The sequence below is a fragment of the Campylobacter lanienae NCTC 13004 genome (assembly GCF_002139935.1).
GTDB lineage: Bacteria > Campylobacterota > Campylobacteria > Campylobacterales > Campylobacteraceae > Campylobacter > Campylobacter lanienae.
The window spans coordinates 710831-728310 of the sequence record NZ_CP015578.1 but is presented as its reverse complement, the minus strand read 5'-3'; the positions used below and the strand labels follow the sequence as shown (position 1 = coordinate 728310).

General features: G+C 34.4%; 19 protein-coding genes and 1 pseudogene. 5 read left to right on the top strand and 15 right to left on the bottom strand.

Going from position 1 to position 17480, the window contains the following annotated elements; genetic code table 11:
• Positions 1-164 precede the first annotated feature (164 nt).
• The 4 genes from CLAN_RS03735 to CLAN_RS03720 are packed head-to-tail and all read left to right on the top strand — an operon-like array spanning position 165 to position 4633.
• Entirely contained in the window at positions 165-1808 is a 1644-nt protein-coding gene (locus CLAN_RS03735; protein WP_390885730.1) for a lactate permease LctP family transporter, read from the top strand.
• 5 nt (positions 1809-1813) lie between these two features.
• Positions 1814-2551, top strand: a complete 738-nt coding sequence (locus tag CLAN_RS03730; RefSeq protein ID WP_086234443.1) for a (Fe-S)-binding protein — start codon at positions 1814-1816, stop codon at positions 2549-2551.
• Positions 2548-3981: a LutB/LldF family L-lactate oxidation iron-sulfur protein gene (locus CLAN_RS03725; RefSeq protein ID WP_100590616.1), complete on the top strand. Its 1434-nt coding sequence runs from the start codon at positions 2548-2550 to the stop codon at positions 3979-3981. Before CLAN_RS03730 ends, CLAN_RS03725 begins: the two co-directional genes overlap by 4 nt.
• Complete coding sequence (locus tag CLAN_RS03720) at positions 3974-4633, top strand: LutC/YkgG family protein (RefSeq protein ID WP_100590615.1); 660 nt, start codon at positions 3974-3976, stop codon at positions 4631-4633. The genes CLAN_RS03725 and CLAN_RS03720 overlap by 8 nt, the downstream gene beginning before the upstream one ends.
• Positions 4634-4661: 28 nt before the next feature.
• Here CLAN_RS03720 and CLAN_RS03715 read toward each other — a convergent pair whose 3' ends face one another.
• The 5 genes from CLAN_RS03715 to CLAN_RS03695 all read right to left on the bottom strand — a co-directional run bounded on the left by CLAN_RS03715 (position 4662) and on the right by CLAN_RS03695 (position 7931).
• Positions 4662-5795, bottom strand: a complete 1134-nt coding sequence (locus CLAN_RS03715) for a sensor histidine kinase (RefSeq protein ID WP_100590614.1) — start codon at positions 5793-5795, stop codon at positions 4662-4664.
• Positions 5788-6456: a response regulator transcription factor gene (locus tag CLAN_RS03710; RefSeq protein WP_086234439.1), complete on the bottom strand. Its 669-nt coding sequence runs from the start codon at positions 6454-6456 to the stop codon at positions 5788-5790. The genes CLAN_RS03715 and CLAN_RS03710 overlap by 8 nt, the downstream gene beginning before the upstream one ends.
• Positions 6453-6848: a hypothetical protein gene (locus CLAN_RS03705; protein WP_100590613.1), complete on the bottom strand. Its 396-nt coding sequence runs from the start codon at positions 6846-6848 to the stop codon at positions 6453-6455. Before CLAN_RS03705 ends, CLAN_RS03710 begins: the two co-directional genes overlap by 4 nt.
• Positions 6849-6912: 64 nt before the next feature.
• The gene (pgp3, locus tag CLAN_RS03700; protein ID WP_100590612.1) at positions 6913-7719 is read right to left on the bottom strand and encodes a peptidoglycan metallopeptidase Pgp3; all 807 of its coding nucleotides are present in this window, start codon (positions 7717-7719) and stop codon (positions 6913-6915) included.
• 2 nt (positions 7720-7721) lie between these two features.
• Positions 7722-7931, bottom strand: coding sequence for a hypothetical protein (locus CLAN_RS03695; protein WP_086224406.1), 210 nt, complete (start codon positions 7929-7931; stop codon positions 7722-7724).
• Between the two features lie 118 nt (positions 7932-8049).
• On the opposite strand from CLAN_RS03695, the gene CLAN_RS03690 reads away from it, so the two are divergent.
• Positions 8050-8412 carry a hypothetical protein gene (locus CLAN_RS03690; RefSeq protein ID WP_096018012.1) on the top strand — a complete coding sequence of 121 codons (363 nt, stop codon included), beginning with the start codon at positions 8050-8052 and terminating at the stop codon, positions 8410-8412.
• A 38-nt stretch (positions 8413-8450) separates the two neighbouring features.
• Here CLAN_RS03690 and glyS read toward each other — a convergent pair whose 3' ends face one another.
• The 10 genes and pseudogenes from glyS to ilvC all read right to left on the bottom strand — a co-directional run bounded on the left by glyS (position 8451) and on the right by ilvC (position 17350).
• Positions 8451-10475: a glycine--tRNA ligase subunit beta gene (gene glyS / locus CLAN_RS03685; protein WP_100590611.1), complete on the bottom strand. Its 2025-nt coding sequence runs from the start codon at positions 10473-10475 to the stop codon at positions 8451-8453.
• A gap of 64 nt (positions 10476-10539) precedes the next feature.
• Positions 10540-10629 (bottom strand): annotated as a pseudogene (locus tag CLAN_RS08485) (hypothetical protein); the annotation flags it as partial.
• Positions 10630-10642: 13 nt separating this feature from the next.
• Positions 10643-11932 carry an endonuclease/exonuclease/phosphatase family protein gene (locus CLAN_RS03675; protein WP_100590610.1) on the bottom strand — a complete coding sequence of 430 codons (1290 nt, stop codon included), beginning with the start codon at positions 11930-11932 and terminating at the stop codon, positions 10643-10645.
• A complete protein-coding gene (locus CLAN_RS03670) occupies positions 11920-12408 on the bottom strand; it encodes a tRNA (cytidine(34)-2'-O)-methyltransferase (RefSeq protein WP_100590609.1) in 489 nt (162 codons plus the stop codon). The genes CLAN_RS03675 and CLAN_RS03670 overlap by 13 nt, the downstream gene beginning before the upstream one ends.
• A complete protein-coding gene (purU, locus tag CLAN_RS03665) occupies positions 12408-13238 on the bottom strand; it encodes a formyltetrahydrofolate deformylase (RefSeq protein WP_086232031.1) in 831 nt (276 codons plus the stop codon). Before purU ends, CLAN_RS03670 begins: the two co-directional genes overlap by 1 nt.
• A 93-nt stretch (positions 13239-13331) precedes the next feature.
• Entirely contained in the window at positions 13332-14198 is an 867-nt protein-coding gene (locus tag CLAN_RS03660; protein WP_086295899.1) for an RsmB/NOP family class I SAM-dependent RNA methyltransferase, read from the bottom strand.
• Positions 14195-14566, bottom strand: coding sequence for a Holliday junction resolvase RuvX (gene ruvX / locus CLAN_RS03655; protein ID WP_096018016.1), 372 nt, complete (start codon positions 14564-14566; stop codon positions 14195-14197). Before ruvX ends, CLAN_RS03660 begins: the two co-directional genes overlap by 4 nt.
• Positions 14563-15327: a DNA-processing protein DprA gene (locus CLAN_RS03650; protein WP_096018017.1), complete on the bottom strand. Its 765-nt coding sequence runs from the start codon at positions 15325-15327 to the stop codon at positions 14563-14565. Before CLAN_RS03650 ends, ruvX begins: the two co-directional genes overlap by 4 nt.
• Complete coding sequence (locus tag CLAN_RS03645) at positions 15311-16327, bottom strand: divergent polysaccharide deacetylase family protein (protein ID WP_096029597.1); 1017 nt, start codon at positions 16325-16327, stop codon at positions 15311-15313. The genes CLAN_RS03650 and CLAN_RS03645 overlap by 17 nt, the downstream gene beginning before the upstream one ends.
• A complete protein-coding gene (gene ilvC, locus CLAN_RS03640; protein WP_086224387.1) occupies positions 16328-17350 on the bottom strand; it encodes a ketol-acid reductoisomerase in 1023 nt (340 codons plus the stop codon).
• Positions 17351-17480 lie beyond the last annotated feature (130 nt).

Sequence of the window (17480 nt, the reverse complement as noted above, 5' to 3'; positions counted from 1 at the left end):
GGAGATACTCTATCAAACTGAAATTTATAAATAAATTTAATTATAATGTTACGATTATACACACTCAAACAATTTTTTTAAACAATTTTTATAATTTATTTTAAATTTAATAATAATTTACGCTAAAATAAAATTTCACAAAATTTTTATCGATAGGAGTCTATATGCAATGGACACAGATATATGATCCACTTGGCAATATATGGCTAAGTGCGTTGGTGGCGTTTTTGCCAATTTTATGTTTTTTGGTTTCGCTTTTAGTTTTTAAGCTAAAAGGCTATATGGCTGCTTTTTTAACAGTTATTTTGGCTTCTGTTTTGGCGTTATTTGTATATGATATGCCTTTTTCTCTCATCGGTGCTAGCTTCGTTCAAGGCTTCGCACAAGGTATGTGGCCGATCGCTTGGATCATCATCGCTGCGATATTCTTATACAAACTTTCAGTTAAATCTGGCTCATTTGAAGTTATCAAACAAAGCGTTATTAGCATCACTCCAGACCACAGAATTCAAGTTATCTTAATTGGATTTTGTTTTGGTTCATTCTTAGAAGGTGCTATCGGTTTTGGTGGCCCAGTTGCTATCACTGCTGCGCTTTTAGTTGGTCTTGGACTTAAGCCTTTATATGCTGCTGGATTGTGTCTGATAGCTAATACTGCTCCTGTTGCCTTTGGTGCTGTGGGTATTCCTATTATTGCGATGGCAAATTTAGTTGGTGTAGAACAATATGAAGTCTCAGCAATGGTTGGTAGAATGCTAGTTCCACTTAGCCTTACTGTTCCATTTTTCATTGTATTTTTAATGGATGGATTTAAAGGTGTTAAAGAGACATTTCCAGCAATTTTAGTAGCTGCAATTAGCTTTACTGCTACACAATTTATCAGCTCAAACTACCTTGGTGCCGAGCTTCCTGATATTGTTTCTGCTGTTGTATCTCTTATTTGTACTACTGCATTTTTGAAAATTTGGAAACCATCTAATATATTTAGACTTGATGACCAAACAGACTTTACAAGCAAAACCGAACTTAGTAACGGCCAAATATTCAAAGCTTGGCTACCATTTATCCTATTAATCGCTTGTATAATTCTATGGACTCAACCATGGTTTAAAGCGCTATTTGCTAAAGGCGGGGTATTTGATTACACAGTTGTAACTCTAGCTGCTAACAATGTAGGCACAAGCATAGTTGATGCTACTGGTAAGGCTATTGGGTTAAATTTAAATATCAGCTTTGTAGGCCTTCAAGCTGGCACCGCTATATTACTAGCTGCTTTCTTATCAATTTGGTTTTTAAAAATCAAAGCCAACGACGCCGCAGATTGCTTCTGGGATACGCTAAAAGAGATGGCGATTCCTTGTATTACAATCGGTCTTGTTGTATCATTTGCCTTTATCGCTAAAAACGCTGCTATGAGTACAACTCTAGGTCTTGCTTTTGCTCAAACTGGCGATGCTTTTGCCTTCTTTAGCCCTGTGATTGGTTGGATAGGCGTATTCTTAACAGGTTCAGATACAAGCTCAAATCTTCTATTTGGCCCACTTCAACAAGTTAGCGCTAGAGAGCTTGGTGTTGGTGAAGCACTATTTTTGGCAGCTAACTCTGTTGGTGGTGTCGTAGGTAAGATGATAAGCCCACAAAGTATCGCTATAGCGTGCGCTGCTGTTGGTTTAGTAGGTCGTGAGAGTGAGCTATTTAAATTCACACTTAAATACTCAGTTGCTTTCATTATCTTAATTGGTATTTGGACTTTAATCATCGCATTCTTTATGCAAGGAATTATCCCAGATATCGTACTTAAGGGTTAATATCTATGAGAAAAGTATATTTTTTCGCTACTTGCCTTGGTAGTGCTGCTATGCAAGATAGCGTTTTAAATGCTATTAAACTTCTACGCCGTGGGGGCGTGGAGGTGATTTTCAAAAAAAATCAAACCTGTTGCTCTCAACCATCTTTTAATAGCGGATATTTTGATGAGAGTAGAGCTGTAGCTATGCATAATATAAATTTATTTGATGAAGATATCCCGATTATCGTCCCTAGTGGCTCTTGCGCTGGTATGATGGGGCATGATTATTTAGAGCTTTTTGAAGGAAGTAGCGAATTTGACAAGGTTCAAAAATTCGCCGCTAGAGTATATGATCTAAGTCAATACTTAGATGAAATTCTAAAAGTAGATTACCAAGATAAAGGCGATAAAATCAAAGTCGCATGGCACTCTAATTGCCACGCTTTAAGAGTAGCTAAAAGCGTAGAATCTAGCAAAAATTTAATCCGCAAACTATCAAATGTAGAGTTAATCGAGCTTGAACATGAAGAGGAGTGCTGCGGTTTTGGTGGGACATTTTCAATCAAAGAGAGCGATATCTCAAACGCAATGGCACTAGCTAAAATAGAAGATATCAAAAATACAGGCGCTAGCTACTTAATAAGTGGCGATGGTGGTTGCTTATTAAACATTGCAGGCACAATGAAACGAAATGGCGTAGATATCAAATGTCTTCATCTATATGATTTTTTGATTAAACGCTTAGAAGGAGTATCCCTATGAGTAAAAAAATGCCACACGAACAAATCGTAAAAATCAAACTTGGCGATACTCAATTAAGACAAAATCTCACAGTCGCTATGCACACCTTACAAAAAAACCGCCTAAATGTGATAAATGCGAAATTTAGTAATTGGCAAGGATTAAGAGATAAGGCTAAAAAAGCTAAAAATAACGCCCTAATGTCTCTTAGCGATAGATTAATTGAATTCGAAAAAAACGCCACAAAAAACGGCATTAAAGTCCATTGGGCTAGCTCAGCTACTGATGCTTGTGAGATAATATATGAGTTAATGCGCCAAAACAATATCAAAAAGATATTAAAAGGCAAATCTATGGCTAGTGAAGAGATAGGATTAAATCACTATCTAGCTAATAAGGGATTAAATGCTATTGAGACTGACCTTGGTGAGCTAATAATACAATTAAATGATGAAGCACCAGTCCATATAGTCGTTCCAGCAATCCATAAAAATCGCAATGAAATAGGCAAAATTTTTCAAGAAAAATTAGGCTCAAATTTAGAAAGCGAACCAGAAAAACTAAATCAAATAGCTAGAAAACATTTAAGAGATCAGTTTGAAGGCTTAGAAATGGGACTTAGTGGTGTAAATTTCGCTATGTCTAAAGAGGGCGCATTTTGGCTCATTGAAAATGAAGGAAATGGTAGAATGTGCACTACCGCTCCTAAAATCCATGTTGCACTTTGTGGGATTGAGAAGGTTATGGAGAGCTTTGAAGATGCTGCTACTATGGTTCATCTACTCACACCATCAGCCACGGGACAATTCATCCCTACATATAACAACATAATCACAGCCCCAAGAAATGATGAATTTGATGGGCCAAAAGAGGTTCATTTGATACTATTTGATCATCACAGAAGTGATATGCTAGCTCATCATGACTACTATGAGGCTCTTAGATGTATTAGATGTGGGGCGTGTATGAATTTCTGCCCTGTATATGACAAAATCGGCGGCCATAGTTATCAAACTGTCTATCCTGGGCCTATTGGCGAGGTTATTAGTCCAAATATATTTGGTATGGAAGCAACCGGTGATATACTTACATTTTGTTCGCTTTGTGGTAGATGTAGTGAGGTTTGCCCTGTTAGAATCCCGCTAGCTGATCTAATTAGAAAGCTAAGAGCAAATAAAGTTGGCCAAGGCAAAAATCCACCACTTAGCACGCAAAATAGCCATAAAAATAGAGCCGAAGCCTTTGCGATGAAGCAGTTTGCTAAGATCGCTACAAATGGTGCTTTATGGAGATTTAGCCTTAGTAAAACTCATCTATTTAACTCAGTTTTACATAAATTCCAAAACTCAATCCCAGTTATAAAAAGCTGGAGCCAATACAAAGAGCTACCACAGATTAAAAAAAATCTATATAAAGAGCTTGAAAATATGGAAGGAGTTCGCTATGAATAGAATAGATGAAATTTCAGCTAAATCAAAAAATTTAATTCTTTCTCGCTTAAAAGATAGCTACAAAATCACAGGCCATGAATCCACTCCTAGCATAGATCCAGTAGAGCATATCCAAACTACAGATAATACTCTTGCTGAAATGAAGCAAAAAATGAGCGATAACAAATATATCGTCCATGAATGCGAGCCATCAGCTCTAGAAGATACGATAAATGAGATTGTAGCTAGCTATGGATACAAAAAAATGATCTATGGAAGTGGGTTGAATTTAAATTTAGATAAGATTAAAGCTGATCAAAAAATCTGTTTCGATAAGCCTATAGAAGAGCTAAGAAGCGATGTATTTCATAGTGAGTTCTCTATAGTTCATGCCGAATATGGCGTCAGCTCTCATGGCGTAGCATTGCTAAAATCTAGCCAAGCTCAACCTAGAATGCTAAGCCTAGCGCCAAATCTTTGTATAGTTTTACTTAAAAAAGATAGAGTCAAAAACTCACTAGTAAGCGCTCTAAACGCCCTAAAAGTCGATCAAAACGGCAAATTACCAAGTAATATTTTATTTATCGCTGGGCCATCTAGGACAGCTGATATAGAGCTTATAACTGTTTTTGGCGTTCATGGCTCACAAAAAGCACATTTAATTTTATATTAAAATCGCATGGAGACTCTCTCCATGCCAATTATCTATCTTTAAAATCTCTTAAAATCACTCTAAATTTAGTTTGATTATCGCCACTTTCACACTCGATACTAAGCCCAAGCTCATCACAATATCGCTTAACCAAGCTAAGCCCAATCCCAAAGCCGCCATTTTGCGTATCAAAACGGCTGAATTTATCATAAATTTTATCTATATTCTCCTTAGAGATAGTAGCTCCAAAATTGATTATCTCAAAGCTATTTTGGTCTAAATTGATAATAATTTTGGAATTTTTACTACTATATTTTATCGCATTTGATATGAGATTATCCAATATTTTACCAACTTTTTGTATATCGCTAGATAGCTCAAAAGAACTAGTTTTAATCTCAAATTTAAGCCCCTTTGAATTAGCTGAAAGCTCAAATAACTTAATGCGACTCTCAAGCAGAGTTTGGATATTAAATTTACTAATAACATTTGGATTATTCTTTAAATTCAAAGCCAAATCATTATAAATTCCACTCAGAGTTTTGGCTGCTATTTTGATATTTTCTAAATATTTTGGCGGATTTTTATCAAACATCTCACTACTCATAAGTATCACGCTCAAAGGGGTATTAATCTCATGCGTAGTATCTGTAATAAAATTATTAAGCGCTTTTATTTGTGCCAAAAGTGGCAAATACGCAAGCTTAACCAAAACAAAAGCAATAAGCCCAACCAAAACAAAAACCGCCCCAGCAATAAGCCACACACGCCAAAAAAGCTGATTTATATCCTTAATAGTATCTTCGCTTTTTAACTCTACAAATAGCTCTATTGTTCGTCTTTTAGCGTGGATATTCTCTCTCATATACAAAGCATCTAAACCTTCATAAAATTTGCCTTTAAATTTAGGTGTATCAAAGCTTTTATAGATATATTTACCTGTTTTGATATTATAAAAATTAATTGGATAAAAAGATTTTAATTTCATTATATTATCTATATTATTATTTAAGCGAAGTATATACTCAAGCTCTTTAGCAAAGGCCTCTAAGCGGATCTTATCTCGTTTGATTATATCAAATTTCGCCTCTTTATAATACATAGTAGCAAATCCAATTAAAAATATCATACTAGAAAGAGTATATAGCAAAAATATTGGCAAAATATACTTTTTGCTATACATATTCATAGCCTATTTTTGGATGTGAGATTATCTTTTCTTCGCCAATTATTTTACGCAAATTTCTGATATATACTCTTAGACTTAGCTCACTTGGTACCTGGCCATAATCCCATAAATTCATATATATCTCATCTCTGCTTAAAATTTTGCCACGATTTTTTAAAAATAAAACCAACAAATCAGCCTCTTTTTTGGCTATTTGGACTATAGCATTATCTTTGATTAATCTCTTTTGTATTATATCAAACTTTATATTTGGAGAGATTTCTACATAGTTATCACTACTTGAGTGGCTAAATTTGCGTTTTAGGATATTATCTACTCTTAGATGTAATTCAGCTAACTCAAAAGGCTTTTTGATATAGTCATCGCAACCACTCTTAAAGCCCTTAACTAGATCATTTATATCATTTAATGAAGTGATATAGATACAAGGAGTATTGATCCCAGAGCTTCTAAGCTCATTAAGTAGATCAAAGCCATTACCTCCTATAATCTTGACATCAAAGATAAAAATATCAAATTTACCCTCATACGCTAAACTCAAGCCATCTTCATAGTTATCACTACTTACAACTTCAAAGCCCTGCTCCACAAGATAATCACTAATCATCTCACAAAGCATAGGCTCATCTTCTATTAGAAGTATTTTGCTACTCATCTCATTGGACAATCTGAATTTATACCATTTGGGCAATTAGGCGCAAATTTACCTGGGCGATCAAAGCGATTATTTACTTTTGAACCTCTTATATGCGGACCACAAATTCCATTATAAAACTGCTCATCTTTGCCTAGTTTGGCCATATTTTGACGCATTTGATATCTAAATTCTTTATAAAATTCCTCTTTTTGTTTAGAATCCATATTTTGAGTTGCTTTAGCTATTTTATCATGAATTTGCTCGCAACCTTTTTGAATTTTATAATACTCCTTACTAGCTTCTTTTTTAAACTCGAACATCTCTTTGCTTAAACTAGTCGCACTATCAGCACCAAATGCCACGCTGCTACTTACCATAGCCGCTAAAGCTATACTTAAAATCTTTTTCATTTTAAATCCTTTCTATATAAAATATAGTGAAATTATATATAGCTCTTGTTTAAAAAATGTGAATTTAAAAAATTGAGTTGAATTTTTCTATAAAAATTAATGGATCAACTTGAGTATTTCGCACTATAATCCCAAAGTGCAAATGTGGCCCACTCACCCTACCACTCGCACCGCTTAAGCCGATTTTCTCACCTTTAGTAACCTTTTGACCGACTTTGACATCTATCCTATCTAAGTGATAATATTGTGTATAAATACCACCACCATGGTCAATTACAACGCTCTTTCCAGCATAATATCTATCTTTAGCGATTCTTACTATCCCATCATTAGCACTCGCCACCTTTTGCCCTATCGCCGCCCTATAATCAACGCCACCATGATAGCTTTTAATACTACCATTAAATACTCTAGCGTTTCCATATTCACTAGTGATAAAGCTACTCATAGGCGATATAAATTCGCTATTAACTAACAAATTTGGGCTAAAAGTCTTATATATCTCAGTTGCCTCTTTTCTCTCTTTTTCTATGCGATTCATCACACTTTTTGGCGGATTAGCCTTTGCGGGGGCTACTGTGATACTCTCTTTTTTATAGTTTTTTTGCTTAACTTTTAATATTGTTAAATTGCTTTGGTTATTTAGGCTATTTGTAATATTAATATCATTTTTAGCATAGTATCCAATAGGGATAATAGCTATCTTTACTCCATCTTGTGTAGGATGATCTAGCCAAGCCGTGGTTTTATCATTGATTTTTAGCTCGCCAGCGTAATTAGAATCAATGCTAAAAATCTCCACACTACCATTAAAGGCATCCTCAGCCCAGCTAAAAATAGCAAATATCAAAAGAGCTAAAACTACTCGCATAATCAAACAGAGTATAGAGATAAGAATCTTTTTCTACTAATTGGCGAATATCCATTTAGCTGCTCATAAGCCTCTTCGGTATCGCCATCTGTTAATTCTTTGATCTTTTCAATAAGCTCATAAAGCTCCTCATCATCTAAATTCTCAAACTCTCCACACTCTTCTAAAACCTCTTGTATAATAGCTTCTAACTCTAATTCATCAAAACTCACTATATCTCCTTAAAAAATTTTTCGCAATAATACCTAAAATTCCTTAATTTAACTTTGAAATTTATATTTTGATAATGAAATTTATGCTAAAATCCCGCAATAAATTTTTGGAGATATGATGAGAATTTTACAATTAATCTTACCTTGCTTAATCTGCCTTAGTGGCTGCGCACAAAAAAATCAAGAACCTAGTGATCTAACCTCGCACTCATACAATATAGAAGTTGATTTTATGGGTATTGATGAGCATAATAAAAGAGATATTATGCTTGGATATAATGATATCTTACACGATGTCAAAATAGACTCAAATAGCGATAATTTAAAGCTTATAATAAGCGGTAAAGAGTCTATAAATAGAGTTAAATTTGATGAAATTTCAAACAAAATAGCCAATTATTTGAAAAATTATAGAGGCGAACATAAGATAGCAATCGAGTATCAACTAGACTCCAAAAGAGTCTTTGATGGCGTATTTTAGCCTTTTAATCATTAAAGTGCTTTAAAGCACTCTAATGATTATATAGTTATCTCTTTTATATCAGCGACTTTTAAAAATGCTTGATAAATTTGCCCGATTATGGATATGCGATTAGATTTAATCTTTGGATCATCGCTATTTATCATTACATTATCAAAATAGCTATCAATATAAGGTTTTAGATCAAATAACGATAGTAAATATCCCTTTGTATCATTGATATCTAATTTTAATGAGTTAAATTTATTATACAATGCTCTTTCGCTCTCATGTTCCATTAAGCCCTCATCTACACTCTCAATCTTGCTATCTTTGATTATATTTGCTAGGCGCTTAAATGTGGAGAAATTCTCTTTAAATTCGCTATCTTTGCTTATCTCATCTAAGGCAATTATAGCTAGATTTAGCCTTTTGATATCCCTTACACCACTATCTAGACACGCTTTTATCACAGATGGATTGGCATTATACATAGTATATAATCTATCAGTTATAAATAGCTCCAAACTACCCAAATCGAATTTAGCATAATTTTGAGCTATTAGAGATAGAATTTTTTTGATATCAAACTCTATATTTAAATTCAAAACAATCCGTATAACCCCAGCTGCAGCTCGCCTTAGAGCGTATGGGTCTTTATTGCCTGTTGGGATTTTATTTATACTAAATAACCCCATTAGCGTATCAAGCTTAGATGATAGTGCCACCACGCTAGAAAAGTAGCTTTTCGGACACTCGCTACCCTCTTTATTAGGCAGGTATTGCTCTTTGATCGCTTCAATTACAAAGTGATTTTCTTTTCTATGTTTAGCGTAATAACTCCCCATAACCCCTTGTAAATCTGTAAATTCATATACCATTGAGGTAGCAAGATCAGCCTTGCTAAGCATAACAGCCCTATCAAGCTCATCTATAAACTCACCGCCAAATTCATCTTTTAGCTCTTTTTCATAGATTTTAGCTAGCTCCCTAGCAATTTGGCGCTCTCTAATCTCTTTATCATACATTGAGCCAAGACCGGCTAAATAGGTGATGTTTTTTAATTTCGCTGAGCTAAACTCACTAGCTAGATCACTCTCCCAAAAGAACTTAGCATCACTTAGCCTAGCTCTTAGCACCTTTTCATTACCTTTGATTATCAAATTCGAATCACTACTAATAGCATTGCTAACTACCACAAAATGATTGCTTAATTTGCCATTTTGATCTCTCAATGGGAAGTATCGTTGATTTTCTTTCATTGAAGTTACTATAACCTCACTAGGCACTTCTAAAAACTCTTTTTCAAAGCCACCCATAAGCGCAGTAGGCATCTCAGTAATAGCCACAACTTCATCTAATAAATCCTCATCTAACTCGATTTTCAAACCGCTATTTTGCTCAATTTGCCTGAATTCATTTAGGATTTTTTCTCGCCTTTTATTAGCACTAAGGATAATCCCATTACGCTCTAAAGCACTATAATACTTATCTATAGTAGCGAATTTTACCATCTCATAGCCGTAATTTCTATGTGGATAAAAGGCCATTTGCGACTTCACACCATAAATCTCCATATCCACCAACTCATCATCCAAAACCGCTACAATAGATCTAATCGGACGGATAAACTCATACTTGCCATCTCCCCATCTCATAGATTTACCGAAATTTAAAGATGATATAAATTTATTTATAACCTTAGCAAGCAGATTTTTACTCAAATCCCCCTTAATCACACTCTTATGATACAAAACCTCTTTGCCATTAATATTTTCAAATTTCAGCTCATCTAAGCTTATGCCACACTTTTTAGCAAATCCTATCGCTGCTGCGGACCAATTTTGATCGATACTTAATGCCACATGCTTTGGTGCGCCGATACTCTCAACCACCTTATCACCAGCGAATTCATCCATATCACCATGCAATACAACTCTTCTAGGGGTATAATCAAGCCTAAAATCACACTTAATATTATACTCATCTAACGCAGATTTAAATTTTGGCTCAATATTATTAAGCTCTTTTAAAAAAGGTATCGCAGGAAGCTCTTCTACTCCAATCTCAATTAACATTTTCATTACTATCTCCATCTATATCTATTTTTTGCTTTTTATCCTTAGCGGCTTTTCTAGCAGCTGTTATCTCATCTCTAATTCTATTTTTCTCCATCATTTGACGATTAAACCCAACGACAAGAACAAAAATAATAAACACAACAACAACCCAACCCATAAAAGTCAAAAATTCACTCAATTATCAACTCCTTTTGTCCCTTATAACTCCACACAATAGCCTTTTTAATCGAGATTTTACCATCTTTTATCGCCCTATTTGGTGAGTAAATTTTAAATTTAGTATTAGAAATATTAGCAAATCCGCCCTTAATATCTAAGACAATATCCCCAATCACATCGCCGCTTGTAGCCATATCTATATCATTTATATCCATCATATAGCTACTCTCATCGCCCTTAAAATCGCTATCTAAGCTTACATAAGAGATACTACTAATTTGCATATTGCCCTTATAATCTTCAATCTTATTTGCCACCGCATCAACTCTCATACCAATACCAAGAGATGGATTTTTCTCATAGATATAAATTCCACGCCGACTCTCATCAGTTAATATATATCCATTTTTATCCTTATATATCACCACACCTGATATTTTGGCTCTTTGATTAGATGATTTAAGCTCATTAATCGATAGAGTTGGCAACTCTTTAGAGTTATTTTGCGTAGTTATTGTAGCATATATAGGGTAGTGATCAGAGTAACTATCATCCATAAAATTTGCTTTGAAAATACCAAAACTCCCATCTTTATAACTCAAATTCCCACTCATCAAATCCCTACTTAATATTATATGATCAATTGCGCTTTTACCATTTTTATAGCTACTTCTTTGACTAGTAGGGATAAACTCCCACAAATTCGTCCATCCATCAAGATCATTAAGCAAAAATTTATATCCATAATTGCTATTTAAATCGCCTAAAATCACCCCATTTTGGCTATTTTTAATAGCTTTTTTCATTGTATCAGCGGCGGCGATTCTGCTTTTAAGTGGATTTTTAGCCGCTGGGAAGTGAGCTACAAAAAACTCAATATCATAACCATTAAACTCCACCCTACTCATCAAAATCGGCCTAGTTTTGACATTTGGCACAAGATAAACTCTACTATCACTAATCCTATATCTACTAAGCAGCCCAAGCCCAACTGGCGCACCCTTTGTAGTAGCAAATTTATAATATCTATATCCGCTCAAATCAGCTAGCGCCTTCATTACATTTTGATTTTCAATCTCATTTAATGCCACCACATCAGCATCTAAATGTTTTAAAACTCTAGCGATTTTTTGTAGTTTTTGCTGATATTTTGCCTCGTTCCATCTATTAGATTTAAACTCACTATATTCACTACCACTAATCCTATCATCAAAGAGATTTTCGACATTATATGTAGCGATCTTTAATTCTGATGAAAAAAGCACCCCAAAAAACAAAATAATAGAGATTAAAATTCGCATACCATATCCCTAAAATCAAATTTATCTATATTTTGGCGGATAGCTTCAAAAGTAATAATCCCAACACTAGTGGCTAAATTCAAGCTCCTACCTTGACTAGTCATAGGTATAGTGATACAATTATCCCTATTTAATCGCATTAAATCAAGTGGCAATCCACAATCCTCACCACCAAAAAATAGATAATCCCACGGCTTAAACTCAGCTTCAAAATATAGCTTATTACACTTAGTAGTCGCAAAGAAAAATCTATCTTTAAATTCCAAATTTGCTTCTAAAAAGCTATCCAAATTCTCCCAAATCACAGGATTTAAGCTCGCCCAATAATCTAGCCCCGCACGCCTTAAATGCTTATCATCAATCTCAAATCCCAAAGGCTTAACTAAGTGTAATTTAGCTCCACAATTAACACACATTCTACCGATACTTCCAGTATTTGTGTGAATTTTGGGATTTACAAGCACGATATTAAACATTAAAATATCACCGTTTTATTATCATAAACAAAAACTCTCTCATCAAAAACTAACTCTAAAGCATTGCTAAGCACCACTTTTTCGACATCTCTACCAGCTTTTTGCATATCTTTCCAATTCATCTCGTGATTTACCCTTATTACATCTTGAGTGATTATCGGCCCTTCATCCAAATCATCAGTAACAAAATGCGCTGTGGCTCCGATAATCTTCACACCACGCTCATAAGCTTGTTTATACGGATTTGCCCCTATAAAAGCTGGTAAAAATGAGTGATGGATATTGATAATCTTTTTTGGATATCGCTTGACAAAATCAGGGCTTAAAATTCTCATATATTTTGCCAAAACCATATAATCAAATTTATATTTTTCTAACTCTTTTAAGACCAATTTTTCATGCTCAACCCTATCTAATCCATCAGCACTAATACAGGTAAATGGAATATCAAATTTATCACTCAATGGACGCAAGGTATCGTGATTGGCTATGATAGCTAAGATATTTGCGTTTAGATCCTTGCTACTATGTTTAATAAGCAGATCACCTAAGCAGTGATTCTCTTTTGTCGCTAGGATCACTATATCTTTTTTCTTAATAGCTTCAAAAAATATTACACTATCACTTGGCAAATAGGCACTTAGAGTGTTTTGAAACTCAATTGTATTTACCTGCCCTACAACCACCGCACGCATATAGAATCTACTATTTTCATGATCTACAAACTCACTAGTGCTAACATAGTTTAATCCATGCTTAAATACAATCTCGCTAACTCTTAATATAAGCCCTTTTTCATCATTACAATCAATCTTTAAAATATAATCCACTCTATCTCCAAAAATTTTAGAAAAATTCTGCCAATTATACAATTTTGTTGCTAAAAATTAGCCAAATTCGCTACTTTGGTTATATTAAAAAATTTAATTATTTTTCACAATTTTAGCTAAGAAAAATGCGTCCATATCACAATCTGGCAAAATCCTAAGCCCAAATTCGCTCACAATCTCGCTTTTTAAACCAAAGCTAATAGGCTGGATACTAATATCAAATTTAGATCCCAAGGCATTTTGAATCACCTCTTCATTCTCACACTCAAAAAATGTACAAGTGCTATAAACCACGCACCCGCCTGGCTTTAAAGCACTTAACGCTGAGTTTAAAAGCTGTTTTTGTAGCTTTGAGAGAGATTTTATCTCTTTGGCTGATTTTTCTACAAATCCATCACCAAAATGAGAGTAGCTAGAGCATGGCGCATCAAGCAAAATCTTATCAAATCTGCCCACACAGCTCCTTGAAATACTCCTTGCGTCTTTATTGTAGGTTCTCACCCACTCACAACCATATTTATTTAAATTTGCTTTTAAGGTATAAAATCTCTTGCTATCACTCTCCATCACCGCCAAATCCGCCCCATATCCCATCATATTTGCTAGTGCAATGCTCTTTCCACCTGGGCTAGCACACATATCTAAAACGATATCATTTTTAGCTGGATTTAGAGCTAAAACTGCTAGATAGCTACTTGGATTTTGAATATATATCGCTCCTTTATTAAATAACTCAGAGTGAGTCAAAATCTCTTTAAATTCAGCCTTACATAGATAAAAATTTGGCAAAATCTCCCTAAATTCAACCCCCAAATCATCTAAATTTGAAATAATATAATCCCTATCAAATTTCAGCAAATTTAGATAAAATCCAACGCTTTTAGGCTCAAAAAAGCTATCCCAAACCCTTTGAAAATCAGCCTTATTTAAACTAGATTTTAGATAATCTTTAAAATTCATCTTTTTAAAAATCTCTCCAAAATTATCATCGCCGCTACGCTATCGAATTTACCATCTCGCCTATCTCCTACTAGCTCGCTAGCTTCAACGCTACTATAAGATTCATCTTGATAATGCACTTCTCCATCGAAATTTAAAAGAGAGATAAAGTGAGTAATCCTACGCTCCATCTCATCTTGGCAGCTGCCACCCTTTGGCAAGCCTACAACCAAGATTTTGGCTCCATTATCCCTTAGCATACTATCAAGATCTCTTGCGGCTTGATTGCGATTTTTACGCAAGATTGGTGTGGTTGGGATAGCGATTTTACCATCTGGGCTTATAGCTATGCCAATTCTTTTAAGTCCTATATCAACCCCAACTATCATAAAATTCTCACATAAATTCCATCAATAGCGATTTTGCCATCTAGCTCATAATCATAGATAATATCTCCAAATTTAGAATAACACTCATCAAAATTTGAATTTTGTTTGATAAACTCAATGATCTCATCGCTATTTTGATCATAATTTCTCAGCCCAAATTTCATAGCAAATTTATCAAAATCAGTAATAATCTGCGCTTTGCCACTTGCTAATAACTCATTAGTTCCACTACTCTCACCAAGTCTTTGAGGTAATACATAGAGCGGAATTCCAAATTTAATAGCCGCCTTAGCACTACTCATAGAGCCACTTTTAATATCAGCTTGAGCTACTACAACTGCGTCGCTTAGGGCTACTGTGATTAAATTTCGCTCCAAAAATTGCCACCCCTTTGCTACGATGCCTGGCTCATATGCGCTTAATGCTAATGAGTTTTGATAGATATCTTTTATCATTTTGGCATTTTGTAATGGATAAATTTGATCTAATCCATTGCCGAAAACCGCAATTGTATGCGGATACGCACCAGTGTGAGCATGGATATCTACGCCAATTGCCGCACCGCTAACTACACAAACTCCATATTTTTTGAGCGTTGAAGCGAGATTTAGGGTCATATTTTTGGTATAAGATGAGCATTTTCGTGAGCCGACAATTGCTACTTTTGGCGAATTTAATAACTCTAAATTTCCTTTATAATATAGCTTTTGTGGTGGGTTTTTGAAATTTGAGTTTAGATTAAAGTCAGTTATAAATTTCATATAAATCTCTTAAAAATATTATATCAACTTGGCTCTCTAACTCACTTTTAAAGCCCTTCAAAGCCTTAAAAGTCTGCTCATATGGATGCCCAATCGCTATAGCAAAGCCACTTTTTTGAGCTATTTTTATAGCCTCTTTTAGCTTATTTATTATAGCTTTTTCATCTTTGGTATTATCTATAAAAACATCTCTTTTTAAATATTTATTCCCAAACTCACTGCTTAAAATCTTAGCCTTAGAATCTTTAGTCGTGTAGCTATCTATAAATATCATATTGTGTTTTTTAAAGGCTATGAAGAGCTTTTTTAAAGAGTCATAATCGCTTGTAAATTTGCTTCCTGTGTGGTTATTTATATATATTGCCTTTGGAAAATTTGATCTAATTTTGCTAATTTCAGACTCTATTTTATCGCTGCTATCACCTACTTTTAGAGTATTTTTCTCTTGCGCTTGATAATTCATAGCTTCAAGTGGTAAATGAATCATATAAAACTCAAATTCATTAGCTACTCTTGCGCTATTTGGATAGTTGGCACTCGGTGGGAAAATTGATGGTGTGATATTTAAATTTAGTGATTTAATCTTTTTAGCTTGATGAAAAGTAGATATATCATCTATAATTATTGCTAATTTTGGTCTATCTACAATAGGCTTTTTAGGTGGATTGTATTGTGATTTTATACTTTGATTACTATTGATTTCATCTTTTAATCTATCTATTTGTGTGATATTTTCATCTATTTGGATAATATTTTTAGTGGCGTTTTGCTCTATTTGCGTGGCATTTTGAGCGGTATCTAAAATGCTATAATCCCTTGTTTTATCGGCAAAATACCTATCAATTTTCTCTATAGCCTTAGGCTCAAAAACCTGCTTTTGACTACTTTTGCTATTTAGCACTAGATATACTACGACAATAATAATCCCAATAGATAAAAATATACCTAAATATACTAGCACCTCGTTATTTGAGGTGCTATTTTTGCTACGCTTTGCCAATTAGTTTTTATCTTTATTTACTAATTTACCTTTATTGATCCAAGGCATCATAGCTCTTAATTTTTCGCCAGTTTTATTTAGTAAGCTTTCATCGCTTAATTTGCGTTCAGCATTCATCTTAGTATAACCAGCTTTTCTTTCTAAGATAAAGTTTTTAGCGAATGTACCATCTTGGATCTCTTTTAAGATCTCTTTCATAGCTGCTTTTGATCTCTCATCTACTACTCGTCTGCCACTTACATAATCCCCAAATTCAGCAGTATTAGAGATAGAATATCTCATATCAGCCATACCACCTTGGTAGATTAGATCTACGATTAATTTCATCTCATGTAAGCACTCAAAATATGCCATTTCAGGCTCATATCCAGCCTCTACTAAGGTCTCAAATCCAGCATTTATAAGCGCACAAAGTCCGCCACACAATACAGCTTGTTCACCAAATAGATCGGTTTCAGTCTCGGCTTTAAAAGTAGTTTCTATAATACCAGTTCTACCACCACCAATGGCACTAGCATAACTTAATGCTATATCCTTAGCCTTGCCTGATGCGTCTTGTGCTACTGCTATTAGATCTGGGATACCGCCGCCATTTACAAATTCATTTCTCACAGTGTGGCCTGGTGCTTTTGGTGCTATCATGATACAATCAATTCCCTTTGGTGGGACGATTTGACCATAATGGATATTAAATCCATGGCCAAAAGCGATTGCGCTACCGCTTTTTAAATTCGGCTCAATCTCAGCTTTAAATATATCAGCTTGTAATTCATCAGGAGTCAGTATCATCACAACATCAGCTGCTTTTGTCGCTTCACTTACGCTCATAACTTTAAAGCCCTTAGCCTCGGCTTTTGCCCAACTTTTGCCATTTGGATTTAATCCTATGATAACCTCTACGCCACTATCTCTTAAATTTTCAGCATGGGCGTGACCTTGAGAACCAAAGCCTATCATTGCGACTTTTTTAGATCTAATTAGGCTTAAATCACAATCTTTATCGTAATAAACTGTTATTGCCATAATCTTCTTCCTTTTAGTAAAAAATAAAGGGCAATTATACATTATTAAAATTTAAATTTGACAAAATTTCAAAAAAATTATCAAAAATTTAACTTCAATGTAGTAAAATTCCCAAAATAAATCAAAAATT

Coding starts and splice junctions, on each gene's coding strand:
- CLAN_RS03705 (WP_100590613.1), bottom strand. CDS start 6,848: ATGAAAAAGATTTTAAGTATAGCTTTAGCGGCTATGGTAAGTAGCAGC.
- pgp3 (WP_100590612.1), bottom strand. CDS start 7,719: ATGCGAGTAGTTTTAGCTCTTTTGATATTTGCTATTTTTAGCTGGGCT.
- CLAN_RS03670 (WP_100590609.1), bottom strand. CDS start 12,408: ATGTTTAATATCGTGCTTGTAAATCCCAAAATTCACACAAATACTGGA.
- CLAN_RS03715 (WP_100590614.1), bottom strand. CDS start 5,795: ATGTATAGCAAAAAGTATATTTTGCCAATATTTTTGCTATATACTCTT.
- CLAN_RS03660 (WP_086295899.1), bottom strand. CDS start 14,198: ATGAATTTTAAAGATTATCTAAAATCTAGTTTAAATAAGGCTGATTTT.
- CLAN_RS03710 (WP_086234439.1), bottom strand. CDS start 6,456: ATGAGTAGCAAAATACTTCTAATAGAAGATGAGCCTATGCTTTGTGAG.
- ilvC (WP_086224387.1), bottom strand. CDS start 17,350: ATGGCAATAACAGTTTATTACGATAAAGATTGTGATTTAAGCCTAATT.
- glyS (WP_100590611.1), bottom strand. CDS start 10,475: ATGAAAATGTTAATTGAGATTGGAGTAGAAGAGCTTCCTGCGATACCT.
- CLAN_RS03725 (WP_100590616.1), top strand. CDS start 2,548: ATGAGTAAAAAAATGCCACACGAACAAATCGTAAAAATCAAACTTGGC.
- CLAN_RS03720 (WP_100590615.1), top strand. CDS start 3,974: ATGAATAGAATAGATGAAATTTCAGCTAAATCAAAAAATTTAATTCTT.
- CLAN_RS03675 (WP_100590610.1), bottom strand. CDS start 11,932: ATGCGAATTTTAATCTCTATTATTTTGTTTTTTGGGGTGCTTTTTTCA.
- CLAN_RS03735 (WP_390885730.1), top strand. CDS start 165: ATGCAATGGACACAGATATATGATCCACTTGGCAATATATGGCTAAGT.
- CLAN_RS03650 (WP_096018017.1), bottom strand. CDS start 15,327: ATGAAATTTATAACTGACTTTAATCTAAACTCAAATTTCAAAAACCCA.
- CLAN_RS03690 (WP_096018012.1), top strand. CDS start 8,050: ATGAGAATTTTACAATTAATCTTACCTTGCTTAATCTGCCTTAGTGGC.
- CLAN_RS03730 (WP_086234443.1), top strand. CDS start 1,814: ATGAGAAAAGTATATTTTTTCGCTACTTGCCTTGGTAGTGCTGCTATG.
- ruvX (WP_096018016.1), bottom strand. CDS start 14,566: ATGATAGTTGGGGTTGATATAGGACTTAAAAGAATTGGCATAGCTATA.